This window comes from Kitasatospora sp. NPDC029367 (assembly GCF_055569135.1).
The window spans coordinates 1-11528 of sequence record NZ_JBVHYH010000003.1; the positions used below are offsets into that span (position 1 = coordinate 1).

Consider the following 11528-nt stretch of genomic DNA (forward strand, 5'->3'; position numbering starts at 1 on the left):
GCCCTGTGACCAGATCCCACTGGTCACAGGGCCCGCACCACTTCTCGCCCGGGGCCGACTCGGACGGGCCGGCCGGGACGGGTCGGCTCGCCCCGGTCGGCTCAGACGGAGAGCCGCCGCAGGGTCTCGTCGTGCAGCAGGCCGTTGGTGGCCACCGCGTCGGCGCCGCCCGGGCCGGGGATGCCGTCCAGGCCGGTGAAGCTGCCGCCGGCCTCCTCGACGACGATGCAGGGCGCGGCCATGTCCCAGAGCGACAGCTCGGGCTCGGCGGCGATGTCCACGGCACCCTCGGCGACCATCATGTACGACCAGAAGTCGCCGTAGGCGCGGGTGCGCCAGCAGGCCCGGGTGAGGTCCAGGAACGGGTCGAGCCGGCCGCGGTCCTCCCAGCCGGTGAGGGAGGAGTACGAGAAGGACGCGTCCTCGATCCGGGACACCCCGGAGACGTGGATCCGGGAGGCCTTGGCCAGGCTGCGGCCCGCGTAGGCGCCCAGGCCCTTGGCCGCCCACCAGCGGCGCTGCAGCGCCGGGGCGGAGACGATGCCGACCACCGGGCGCTCCACGCCGTCCGGGCCGTCCTCCAGCAGGGCGATCAGGGTGGCCCAGACCGGGACGCCGCGGATGTAGTTCTTGGTGCCGTCGATCGGGTCGATCACCCAGCGGCGCGGGCCGGAGCCCTGGAGGCCGAACTCCTCGCCGAGCACGGCGTCGCGCGGGCGGGCGCGCTGGAGCACGCTGCGCACGAGCTCCTCGGCGGCCTTGTCGGCGTCGCTGACCGGGGTCAGGTCGGGCTTGGTCTCGACCTTCAGGTCGAGGGCGCGGAAGCGCTCCAGGGTGACCGAGTCGGCCGAGTCGGCGAGGACGTGGGCGAGTCGGAGATCGTCGTGGTAGTCGGCCATGCCCGAAACCCTAGCTCAGCGGGCCGGCCGGGAGGGGTGAGCGCTCAGTGGGCGGAACCGCTGAGCTGGAGGCCGATCACGCCGGCGATCACCAGGGAGATGGACACCAGTTTGAGCACCGAGGTGGTCTCGTCCAGGAAGGCCATGCCGTAGATGGCGGTGCCGGCGGCGCCGATGCCGGTCCACACCGCGTAGGCGGGGCCGACCGGCAGGCTCTTGAGCGAGAGGGTGAGCAGGCCGAAGCTGCTGAGGGCGAACACGCAGAAGCTGATGGTGGGCCAGAGCTTGGTGAAGCCCTCGCTGAGCTTGAGGTTGATCGCGAAGCCGGTCTCCAGCAGGCCGGCCAGGATCACCAGGGCCCATGCCATCGTGCGCCCCTCCCTGTCGATCGACGGACGGGCCGTGTCCGGCCCGACTTTCCTATGATCGCCAGGGAGGGGCGGTCCGACACCTCGAACGGGCCACGAGCCTCGGGGAAGGGCGGTGCCCCGCGGGGCTCAGTCGCCCTCGCGGGCCTCCTTGCTGGCCAGCAGTCGGCGCAGCGAGTAGAGCCGGGCGGCCTCGGCGTGCCCGTCGGCGACCCAGGCGTCCAGGGCGCAGTCCGGCTCGTCGTGGCTGCAGGCGCGCGGGCAGTCGACCGTGCCCGGCTCCAGGTCGGGGAAGGCGAGGATGACCCGGGACGGGTCGATGTGGGAGAGGCCGAAGGAGCGGAAGCCGGGCGTGTCGATCACCCAGCCCGGGTCGAGCGCCTTCTTCGAGCCGGGCTTGGCGCCGGGCGGCGGGGGCAGCCGCAGCGCCAGGGCGGAGACGGTGGTGTGCCGGCCGCGGCCGGTGACGGCGTTGACGTGGCCGGTCTGCCGCCGCCGGTCCGGGACGAGGGCGTTGACCAGGGTGGTCTTGCCGACGCCGGAGTGGCCGATGAACACCGTGGAGAGTCCGCGCAGGTGCTCCCGTACGGCCTCGGCGCCGGCGGTCTCCAGCTCGTCCCGGCGGGTGACGACGTAGTCGATGCCGAGCGGGGCGTACGACTCCAGCAGCGGTCCGGCCGGGGCGAGGTCGGACTTGGTGAGCACCAGCAGCGGTTCCATGCCCGCGTCGTAGGCGGCGACCAGGCAGCGGTCGATCAGCCGGGGGCGGGGCTCCGGGTCGGCCAGCGCGGTGACGATGGCCAGCTGGTCGGCGTTGGCGACGACGATCCGCTCGTACGGGTCGTCGTCGTCCGCGGTGCGCCGCAGCACGGAGCTGCGCTCCTCGACCCGGACGATCCGGGCGAGGGTGTCGGTGTCCCCGGAGAGGTCGCCGACCAGGTTGACCACGTCGCCGACGACGACGCCCTTGCGGCCCAGCTCGCGGGCCTTCATGGCGACGACCTCACGCTCCTGCTTGGTCCCCGGGTCGACCAGGCAGGTGATCCGGCCGCGGTCGACGGTCAGCACCATCGCCTCGTCGGCGTCCTCGTGCTTGGGCCGGATCCGGGTCCGCGGCCGGGAGCCCCGGCGGGCGGGGCGGTTGCGGATGTCGTCCTCGTCGGCGTCCTTGCCGTAGCGGCGCATGGTTCAAGTCTCCGCTCAGGCGTCCGCGGCCGCTCCGCCGAGCAGCTCCGCCCACATCTTGGGGAAGTCGGGCAGGGTCTTGGCGGTGGTGCCCACGTTCTCCACCTCGACGCCGGGCACGGCCAGGCCGAGCACCGCGGCGGCGGTGGCCAGGCGGTGGTCCTCGTAGGTGTGGAAGATGCCGCCGTGCAGCGGGCGGGGGCGGATCCGCAGGCCGTCCTCGGTCTCGCTGACGTCCCCGCCGAGGTCGTTGATCTCCTTGGCGAGGGCGGCGAGCCGGTCGGTCTCGTGCAGGCGCAGGTGGGCGATGCCGTACAGGTGGGACTCGGAGTCGGCGAGGGCGGCGACGGCGGCGATCACCGGGGTGAGCTCGCCGACGTCGTGCAGGTCGGCCTCGATGCCGTGGATCCGGCCGGTGCCGGTGAACTGGAGGCCCTCGTCGGTGTACTCGCAGGCGCCGCCCATCCGGGAGTAGAGGTCGCGCAGCTGGTCGCCGGGCTGGGTGGTGTGGCGGGGCCAGTCGCGCACGGTGACCCGGCCGCCGGTGACCAGGGCGGCGGCGAAGAACGGGGCGGCGTTGGACAGGTCGGGCTCGACGACCAGGTCGCGGCCGATCAGGGCGCCGGGGGTGACCCGCCAGACGTCCTTCTCGCCGCCGTCCTCGGGGGCGTCGACCTGGGCGCCGGCCAGGCGCAGCATCTCGACGGTCATCCGGATGTGCGGCAGCGACGGGACGGGGCCGCCGACGTGCCGGACCTCGACGCCGTGGTGGTAGCGGGCGCCGGAGAGCAGCAGGGCGGAGACGAACTGGGACGAGGAGGAGGCGTCCAGCTCGACCGGGCCGCCGTCGAGGCCGCCGGTGCCGTGCACGGTCAGCGGGAAGCTGCCGCGGCCGCCGTCCTCGATCCGGGCGCCGAGCGCGCGCAGGGCGTTGATCACGCCGTGCTGGGGGCGCTCGTGGCTGCGCGGGTCGCCGTCGAAGTGGACCGGGCCGTCGGCGAGGGCGGCGAGCGGGGGCAGGAAGCGCATGACCGTGCCGGCGTTGCCGACGTCGACGTTGGCGGGGCCGCGCAGCGTGGGGGCGGGGATGACCCGCCAGGCCTCGCCGCCGCCGGTGCCGCCGGAGTCGTTGTTGACCTTCTCCTCGATGGTGACCCCGAGGGCGCGCAGGCCGTCGGCCATCAGCTGGGAGTCGCGGCTGCGCAGCGGGCGGCGCACCCAGCCCGGTCCGTCGGCGAGGGCCGCCAGCACCAGGGCCCGGTTGGTGACCGACTTGGAGCCGGGGATGGTGACGGTGGCGTCGACGGGGGCGGTGGCGACGGGGGCGGGCCACAGGGTCTCGGTCATGGGGGCCAGTCTAGGGGCCGTACCGGAACGGCCCCTGCTGCGGCCGGATGGCGGGACGGGGGTGATCCAGGTGATCTAGTGGAGGGGTTGCAGCAGCCAGGTGGCGCCGAGGGCGAGGCAGGCCAGGGCGGTGAGCAGGAAGACGGTGACCCAGGCCAGGGCCGGGACGTGGGTGAGCCGGGCGAGCTGGTCGGCGTCGGAGTCGCGGGCCCAGCCGGTGCGGCGCTGGTGCTGGAGCTCCAGGACCGGGCGGACCGCCCCGAACAGCAGGAACCAGCAGCCGAGGTAGGCGAAGCCGGCCTGGACCTGGGCGCTGCCGAACCAGGACACCAGGAAGAAGGAGCCGCCGGCGACGAGCACGGTGAACAGGCCGAAGGCGTTGCGGATCCGCAGGAGCAGGGCCAGCAGCAGGGCGATGGCGAGCCAGAGCAGCAGGGTGATCCGGTCGGCGGCGAGCAGGGCGGCGCAGCCGAGGCCGAGCAGGGCGGGGGCGGTGTAGCCGGCGGCGGCGGTGAGGATCATGCCGGGGCCGGTGGGGCGGCCGTAGGAGAGGGTGAGGCCGGAGGTGTCGGAGTGCAGCCGGATGCCGGCGAGCTTGCGGCGGGTGGCGAGCGCGGCGAGGCCGTGGCCACCCTCGTGGGCGATGGTGACGGCGTTGCGGGTGACGTGCCAGAGCGGGCGGGCGAGGACGGCGAGCAGGGCGGCGCAGCCGGTCGCGAGGACGAGCCAGCCGGGTGGGGCGGCCTGGGTGCCGGTGACCCGGTCCCACAGTTCGCCGAGGTTCTGGTTGTTCGGGTTCATCGGCGGGCTGCGCCTCCGTTCGGTGTGCTGCGTTGTGTTCGGGGTGCTGCGTAGTGCTTCGCCGGGTCGGGCCCGGGGCGGGCCTGGGTCGGGCCGGGTTGGGCCGTTCGGGGCAGCCTCCCATGCGGGGACGGGCGGAGGGGAGCGGGCGGTTCTGCTCCGTGGATGAGGAAGTGCTGAGCGGGCGTGGTGTGGTTGGCTGGCCCGCATGTGCGGTCGCTTCGCAGCCAGCAGCAAGCCGGAGGACGTCGTCGAGCTGTTCGACGTGGAGTTCTGGGACCCGGAGGAGTCCCTGGACCCGAACTGGAACGTGGCGCCGACCAACAGCGCCTACGTGGTGCTGGAGCGGTTGGCCAAGGGGGCGGCGCGGCCGGTGCGGCAGTTGCGGGCGCTGCGCTGGGGGCTGGTGCCGCAGTGGTCGAACTCCGCCGAGACGGCGGTGAAGATGATCAACGCCCGGTCGGACACGGTGCACGAGAAGCCGGCCTACCGGCAGGCCTTCGCCTCGCGCCGGTGCATCCTGCCGGTGGACGGCTACTACGAGTGGCAGACGGTGCCGGGGGAGCGGGGCAGGGCGCGCAAGAAGCCGTTCTTCGTGTCCCGGGCGGACGGCGCCCCGCTGGCCCTGGCGGGGCTGTACGAGTTCTGGCGCAACCGGGCGGTGCCGCCGGGGCACCCGGAGGCCTGGCTGGTGACCTTCACGATCGTGACCACGGACGCCGAGGAGTCGCTGGCGCCGATCCACGAGCGGATGCCGCTGTTCCTGGACCGGCAGGACTGGGGGGAGTGGCTGGACCCGGGGCTGAACGACCCGGAGGAGGTACGCCGGTTGCTGATACCCCCGCCGCCGGGGGCGCTGCTGGCCACGCCGGTGTCGCCGGCGGTCGGGAACATCCGCAACAACGGTCCGGAGCTCAAGGAGCCGTGGACCGAGGTCGAGTACGAGACCACACTGTTCTGAGACTTGGGAGCTGCCGGGATGACCACCTCCGAACTCGTCACCACCGGGGCCGGGGACGCCCGGATCACCTACCACCGGGCGGCCGCGCCGAGGGCGGTGCTGGCGCTGGGCCACGGGGCGGGCGGCGGCACGGGCGCGCGGGACCTGGTGGCGCTGGCCGGGCGGCTGCCGGCCCGGGGGATCACGGTGGCGCTGGTGGAGCAGCCGTGGCGGGTGGCGGGGAAGAAGCTGGGCCCGGCGCCGAGGACGCTGGACGTGGGCTGGCTGCCGGTCGCGGAGCGGCTGGCCGGGGCCGGGCTGCCGCTGGTGGTCGGCGGGCGCAGTGCCGGGGCGCGGGTGGCCTGCCGTACGGGGGCGGCGAGCGGTGCGGTGGGGGTGGTGGCGCTGGCGTTCCCGCTGCACCCGCCGGGGAAGCCGGAGCGGAGCCGGGCGGAGGAGTTGCTGGGGTCGGGGCTGCCGACGCTGGTGGTGCAGGGTGCGGCGGACCCGTTCGGCGGGCCGGCGGAGTTCCCGGAGCTGCCGGCGGGGCACGAGCTGGTGGCGCTGCCGTACGGGAACCACGGGTTCGAGGTGCCGAAGCGGGCGTCGCTGGGGCAGGACGAGCTGCTGGAGCTGATCTGCTCGGCGGTGGGGGACTGGGTGCTGGGGCTGCTGTGACGCCGGTGCCGGTCTGAGGGTCCGGGGGCCGCGGGTCGGGGCCGGGGGCGGCGGCGGGGTGGCGGCAGGGCTGGGCGGGGCCGTGAGCAGGGTGTTTCCGCTCGCTCACTCGTGCGAGTGAATGGCCGGTGCGGGCGGGAATGCGGGCGGGGCCGGTGTGGTTGTCGTGTCCGTCAGCATGAGTCACCGGTGAGAGGCAGGGCAGATGGGTTCGATCGCGTGCCCCGAACGGCCGGAGGAGCGCGAGGCCGCCGCGGCGTTCGCCCCCTCCTGGTCGGACTGGCTCGACGCGGGCGAGAAGCCCGTCAGCCCGATATCCTCCATTTCTGGGCGGCCCGCAGTGGGCCGTGCCCGTCATGCCGAGGAGGTGGGTCCGGTCGTCGGGACCGAGCACGAGGCCGATCCGGGCCGTGGCCCGGACGAGGCCCTGCCTGCGGGCGAGGCGCTCACCGGTGAGGAGCTGGCCGAGGCGATCGGTGAGGACACCTTCCGGGTGTCGGCGGAGGAGTCCGAGGAGGCCCGGCGGGAGCGCTTCGAGCGCGACGCCCTGGGCTACCTCGACCCGATGTACTCGGCGGCGCTGCGCATGACGCGCAACCCCGCGGATGCGGAGGACCTGCTCCAGGAGGCGTTCGCCAAGGCGTACGCGTCCTTCCACCAGTTCCGTGAGGGCACCAACCTCAAGGCCTGGCTGTACCGCATCCTCACCAACACGTTCATCAACTCGTACCGCAAGAAGCAGCGTGAGCCCCAGCGCACCGCGGCGGAGGAGATCGAGGACTGGCAGCTGGCCAGGGCCGAGTCGCACATGTCGACCGGTCTGCGCTCGGCCGAGACCCAGGCGCTCGACCACCTGCCCGACAGCGACGTGAAGGACGCGCTCCAGGCGATCCCGGAGGAGTTCCGGATCGCCGTGTATCTCGCGGACGTAGAAGGCTTTGCGTACAAGGAGATCGCGGACATCATGGGTACTCCCATCGGTACGGTGATGTCCCGGCTGCACCGCGGCCGTCGTCAGCTGCGCGGCATGCTGGAGGATTACGCCCGTGAGCGCGGGCTGGTCCCGGCCGGCAGCGGGGCAGGGCAGGAAGCGAAGGGCTCGGGCTCATGAGCTGCGGCGATCCGCACGAAACCGAGTGTGGCGAGGTCCTCGACCACCTCTATGAATTCCTCGACAACGAGATGGCCGAGGGTGACTGCGCCAAGCTGCGCGTGCACTTCGAGGAGTGCTCGCCCTGCTTGAAGCAGTACGGGCTGGAGCAGGCGATCAAGGCACTGATCAAGCGCTCCTGCGGCTGCGACGACACCCCGAGCGACCTGCGCAGCAAGGTGCTGGCCAGGATCGACTCGATCCGGGCCGGGCAGCGCTCGGGCGAGCCGGTGGTGGTCGCGGTGGACACGGGCGTCGAGGTGCACGTCGAGGACGCCCGTCCGGCGCCCAGACCGGCGCAGGCGCACGAGGGCGCGGGCGAGGAAGCGGACGAGGCGAGCGTGCGCCCCGGTGCGCCGGTCGAGGCCGGAGCGCCCACCGAGTAGTCCGGCCCAGTGGTCCGGCCCAGTGGTCCGTACGGCCCGTCGGCGAGGGCGGGGCGCAGCGGTTCGGACAGGGCGCTCGGACAGGGCGTTCGGACAGGCAGTTCGGACCAGGAGTTCAGCGGGGGGGGGGGGGGGGGGGGCGGGGGGGGGGGGGGGGGGGGGGGGGGGGGGGCGGGGGCGGGGGGGGGTGGTGGCAAGGACGGTAACCAAGCGCTCCCACGCGGCCCCTCCCCCCCCCCCCCCCCCCCCCCCCCCCCCCCCCCCCCCCCCCCCCCCCCCCCCCCCCCCCCCGCTCCCGTTCTGCGCGCATGCGCCCTCACTCGTTCGGGTGAGTTGGCGGTGCGCCAACTGCGCCATTGCGCGATCATGCGTCCCCACGCCCGGACGGCGGCCTATCCTCCTGACGGACGCTCACCGCCGGTCAGACCGGCGCGCTGAGGCAACAGGGCCCGGACGCGGGGAGGCCGAGATCGCTACCGACAGTGGAGGCGCGACCCTGCCACAGGGGGCTGCGCGCTACCTGGTGGCCGTCCCGGTGGCGGCCCTGTGCTGCCTGCTGCCGCTGCTGCCCGAGGCCGTCACGCCCGGAGTGCCGCGCTGGCTCGGCCACCCGGCGGACTGGCCCAAGATCGGGCTGCTCGGCTTCCTGCACGGCTGCTGGGAGTCGCTCGCCCAGGGCCTGCCCACCCCCTGCTCGCTCCTGCTGCGCCGGCTGCTGCGCCGCCCCGCGCCCGCCGGACGGGTGCCCGCCCGCCCCGGGGTGAACGCCTTCTTCCCGGTGCTGTTCGCCGGGGTGCTGATGCTCCCGCCGGCCGCCGCCGCCCTGGTCGCCGCCCCCGCCGCCCTGCTCGGCGGCCCCACCGGCCCCGGCTGCCGCGGCCGCCAGCTGTTCAACGGCTCCCAGCTCGCGCTGTGCGCCTTCGCCTCCTCGGTCGCCTTCCACCTGCTGCACGGCCCGCAGCTGCTGCTCGGCTCCCGCTTCCCCGCCGCGCTGCTGCCCGGGTTCGCCGCCGTCGGTGCGTTCTGCCTGGTCAACGGGCTGGTGGTGGGCGTCATGGTGGTGCTCAGCGAGGGTCGGCCGGCCACCGAGGTGCTCCGCGGCGCCTGCGCGGTGTGCGGGCTGCCGGTGCTGGTGCACGCGGCCGGCGGGCTGATGGTCGCGGTGCTCTGGCAGGGCCCGTACGGGGCGTTCGCCGCCCTGCTGGCCCTGCTGCCGCTGTCCATCTCGGCCTGGGTCTTCGCCCAGGGCCAGCGCGAGCGGGACGCCCACCAGGCCACCGTGCAGTCGCTGGTGCAGGCGGTGGAGATCAAGGACGCCTACACCCGGGGGCACAGCGAACGGGTGGGCCGCGCCTCGGTGCTGATCGCCGATCAGCTCGGCATGGAGCCCGAGCGGCTGCGCACCCTGCGCTTCGCCGGAATCCTGCACGACGTCGGCAAGCTCGGCGTGGCCACCGAGCTGCTGCGCAGAAACGGTCCCCTCGACGAGGACGAGCGCCGCGCCGTGGAGATCCACCCGGTGTACGGGTACGAGCTGGTGCGCGGGATCGACTTCCTCGGCGAGGCGCACGCCGGGATCCTGCACCACCACGAGCGGATGGACGGGCGCGGCTACCCGAGCGGACTGGCCGGGGAGCAGATCCCGGAGTTCGCCCGGATCATCTCCGTCGCCGACGCCTTCGACTCGATGACCTCCACCCGCTCCTACCGGCGCGGCCGCCCCGTCGCCGAGGCGGTGGCCGAGCTGGAGCGCTGCTCCGGCAGCCAGTTCGACCCGGTGATGGTGCGGGCGCTGATCGAGGCGCTGGCCGTGCACGACTGGCAGCCGGTGGTGCACTCCGAGGACTGCGTACGGGCCGTCCCGGACATTCCGCTCGGGGTGCCCGAGCCGGTGCGGGCCGCGCCCGGACGGGTGCCTGCCCAGGGCGGGACCCGCCCCGTGGCCGGGCAGTCGTGACCGGGCGCGCGGCCGGCCCGGGGGCCGGAGCCCGGGCCGAGGGCGGGGGCGGGGGCGGTTCGGGGGCCGGGCGAGGGGCCGGGGCGGGTTCGGCGCATCGGAGCGGGGCCGGGGCGGGGCGCGGGCGTACCGCGCGCGGTGTGCACGCGGCCGCCGCCGTGCTGCTGATGCTGGCGCTCGGCGCGGCCGTGGTGCGGGGGATCGCCGAGCCGAGGGTCGCGCTGGCGTTCACCGCGCTGATCGCGCTCGGCGAATGCGTCCGGATCACCCTTCCGGGTGACCGCGAGCAGGCGCCCATCGGCGCGGCCGGTGCGCTGGCGTACGCCCTGCTCGGGCCGCTGCGCGGGGTGCCGACCGCGCACGGCACGCTCCAGGTGGTCGCGGTGACCGGGGTCGGCCTGCTGCTGGGCTGGCTGCCCGGGCTCGCCCTGCCGCACCGGCCAGAGCGCCCGCACCGGCGGCCGCCCTGGGCCGACCCGGCCCGGCGGGACAGCGCCGCCCGCCGACTGCTCGCGGTCGGCTTCGCCGCCGCCGTGTTCCAGCCGCTCTACAACGGCGGCCTGGTGGACCGCTTCTCGCCCGAGGGCCCCGCCTACGGGGCGTTCCTGACCGCCGTCGCCGCGCTGGCCGCGCTCTGCGACGCCACCCTGGCGGCGCTGCTGCGCTCCTCGGGCCCGTCCTCGCCCGCCCGCCGTTCGCCCGGCGGGCGGGCGGGGCGCAGGTGGGGTCCGCCGTGGTGGCGCCCCTTCCCCGGCGCCGGGGAAGGGGCCGTCGGCGGCCGACGACGGCGCGGCGCGGCGGGCGCCCCGGCGGCGGCCCGCGGCCGGGAACCCGAGGACGGCCCCGGGGCCGGTCCCGGGCCCGGCGGGCCGCGGTTCCCGGCCGCGCTGGAGGACGAGCTGCGCTCGCTGTTCGGGATCGGCTCGGCGATCGTCGCCACCGGGATGCTGGTCAGCCTCGCGGCCGGGGAGGTCGGGCTCTGGGCGCTGCCGCTGTTCTGCACCCCGCTGCTGCTCGCCCAGGTCTCCTTCCGACGGGCCGCCGCGGTACGGGCCACCACCGGGCAGACCATCGCCAGCCTGGCCCGGGCCACCGAGGTCGCCGGGTACACCCCGCACGGGCACGCGCGCCGGGTCGCGGACACGGCGTGCGCGCTCGGCCGCGAGCTGGGGCTGGGCACCCGTGAGCTCGCCCTGCTGGAGTACGCGGCGCTGATGCACGACGTCGGCCAGCTCTCCCTGGTCGAACCGGTGCCGGACGGCGCCACCGCGCTGCTGCCCGCCGTCGAGCAGCAGCGCATCGCCCGGCTCGGCAGCGAGGTGATCAGCCGCACCGGGGTGCCCCGGCAGGTCGCCGAGCAGGTCGCCCGACTGGCCGACCCGTGCCCCGGGCCGGTGGGCGGTGAGGGCCCGGTGCCGCTCGCCGCCCGGATCATCCGGGTCGCCAACGCCCACGACGACCTGCTCACCGCCGCCCGGGGGAAGGGCCTGGGCGAGGCGGTGGGGCGGCTGGAGGCGCTGGAGGTGCTGCGGTTGGGGCGCGGGCGGGTCTACGACGCCCGGGTGGTGGACGCGCTCGCCCGGGTGGGCGGGCAGGGGCGGGGCTGACGGCCGACCGCGTGGGGCCGACCGCGTGGAGCCGACCGCGTGGGGCCGACCGCGTGGAGCCGACCGCCGGGGGCCAGGGCCGGTGGCCGGGAGTGCGGTCCTCGCCGGGGTGCGGTGGGGGGGGGGGGGGGGGGGGGGGGGGGGGGGGGGGGGGGGGGGGGGGGGGGGGGGGGGGGGGGGGGGGGGGGGGGGGGAGGCACGGGGGGGGGA

11 protein-coding genes are annotated in these 11528 nt (G+C 75.5%); 6 read left to right on the forward strand and 5 right to left on the reverse strand.

Going from position 1 to position 11528, the window contains the following annotated elements:
• Positions 1–101: 101 nt before the first annotated feature.
• From hisN to ACZ4W5_RS03260, 5 genes are all read right to left on the reverse strand, one after another.
• Positions 102–899 (reverse strand): histidinol-phosphatase, encoded by a 798-nt coding sequence (gene hisN, locus ACZ4W5_RS03240; RefSeq protein WP_360233324.1) that lies wholly within the window; start codon positions 897–899, stop codon positions 102–104.
• Between the two features lie 44 nt (positions 900–943).
• Positions 944–1267, reverse strand: coding sequence for a DMT family transporter (locus tag ACZ4W5_RS03245; RefSeq protein ID WP_188303055.1), 324 nt, complete (start codon positions 1265–1267; stop codon positions 944–946).
• A 129-nt stretch (positions 1268–1396) separates the two neighbouring features.
• Positions 1397–2452, reverse strand: coding sequence for a ribosome small subunit-dependent GTPase A (gene rsgA, locus ACZ4W5_RS03250; protein WP_360233327.1), 1056 nt, complete (start codon positions 2450–2452; stop codon positions 1397–1399).
• 15 nt (positions 2453–2467) lie between these two features.
• The gene (aroA, locus tag ACZ4W5_RS03255; RefSeq protein ID WP_360233330.1) at positions 2468–3799 is read right to left on the reverse strand and encodes a 3-phosphoshikimate 1-carboxyvinyltransferase; all 1332 of its coding nucleotides are present in this window, start codon (positions 3797–3799) and stop codon (positions 2468–2470) included.
• A 75-nt stretch (positions 3800–3874) separates the two neighbouring features.
• Positions 3875–4600 carry a M50 family metallopeptidase gene (locus ACZ4W5_RS03260; RefSeq protein ID WP_360233333.1) on the reverse strand — a complete coding sequence of 242 codons (726 nt, stop codon included), beginning with the start codon at positions 4598–4600 and terminating at the stop codon, positions 3875–3877.
• Between the two features lie 208 nt (positions 4601–4808).
• Here ACZ4W5_RS03260 and ACZ4W5_RS03265 point away from each other — a divergent pair, with 208 nt between their 5' ends.
• The 6 genes from ACZ4W5_RS03265 (at position 4809) to ACZ4W5_RS03290 (ending at position 11318) form a co-directional block, all read left to right on the forward strand.
• Entirely contained in the window at positions 4809–5561 is a 753-nt protein-coding gene (locus ACZ4W5_RS03265; protein ID WP_465652459.1) for an SOS response-associated peptidase, read from the forward strand.
• Positions 5562–5579: 18 nt separating this feature from the next.
• Positions 5580–6218 (forward strand): alpha/beta hydrolase family protein, encoded by a 639-nt coding sequence (locus ACZ4W5_RS03270; RefSeq protein ID WP_360233339.1) that lies wholly within the window; start codon positions 5580–5582, stop codon positions 6216–6218.
• Positions 6219–6423: 205 nt separating this feature from the next.
• On the forward strand, positions 6424–7329 hold the full coding sequence (locus tag ACZ4W5_RS03275; protein ID WP_375894128.1) for a sigma-70 family RNA polymerase sigma factor: 906 nt from the start codon (positions 6424–6426) through the stop codon (positions 7327–7329).
• Entirely contained in the window at positions 7326–7754 is a 429-nt protein-coding gene (gene rsrA / locus ACZ4W5_RS03280) for a mycothiol system anti-sigma-R factor (protein ID WP_465652461.1), read from the forward strand. Before ACZ4W5_RS03275 ends, rsrA begins: the two co-directional genes overlap by 4 nt.
• A gap of 523 nt (positions 7755–8277) precedes the next feature.
• Positions 8278–9711, forward strand: a complete 1434-nt coding sequence (locus tag ACZ4W5_RS03285) for an HD-GYP domain-containing protein (RefSeq protein WP_465652463.1) — start codon at positions 8278–8280, stop codon at positions 9709–9711.
• A gap of 140 nt (positions 9712–9851) precedes the next feature.
• The gene (locus ACZ4W5_RS03290; protein ID WP_465652465.1) at positions 9852–11318 is read left to right on the forward strand and encodes an HD-GYP domain-containing protein; all 1467 of its coding nucleotides are present in this window, start codon (positions 9852–9854) and stop codon (positions 11316–11318) included.
• The last annotated feature ends 210 nt before the right edge of the window (positions 11319–11528 follow it).

Coding starts and splice junctions, on each gene's coding strand:
- rsrA (WP_465652461.1), top strand. CDS start 7,326: ATGAGCTGCGGCGATCCGCACGAAACCGAGTGTGGCGAGGTCCTCGAC.
- ACZ4W5_RS03275 (WP_375894128.1), top strand. CDS start 6,424: ATGGGTTCGATCGCGTGCCCCGAACGGCCGGAGGAGCGCGAGGCCGCC.
- rsgA (WP_360233327.1), bottom strand. CDS start 2,452: ATGCGCCGCTACGGCAAGGACGCCGACGAGGACGACATCCGCAACCGC.
- ACZ4W5_RS03270 (WP_360233339.1), top strand. CDS start 5,580: ATGACCACCTCCGAACTCGTCACCACCGGGGCCGGGGACGCCCGGATC.
- aroA (WP_360233330.1), bottom strand. CDS start 3,799: ATGACCGAGACCCTGTGGCCCGCCCCCGTCGCCACCGCCCCCGTCGAC.
- hisN (WP_360233324.1), bottom strand. CDS start 899: ATGGCCGACTACCACGACGATCTCCGACTCGCCCACGTCCTCGCCGAC.
- ACZ4W5_RS03260 (WP_360233333.1), bottom strand. CDS start 4,600: ATGAACCCGAACAACCAGAACCTCGGCGAACTGTGGGACCGGGTCACC.
- ACZ4W5_RS03245 (WP_188303055.1), bottom strand. CDS start 1,267: ATGGCATGGGCCCTGGTGATCCTGGCCGGCCTGCTGGAGACCGGCTTC.
- ACZ4W5_RS03265 (WP_465652459.1), top strand. CDS start 4,809: ATGTGCGGTCGCTTCGCAGCCAGCAGCAAGCCGGAGGACGTCGTCGAG.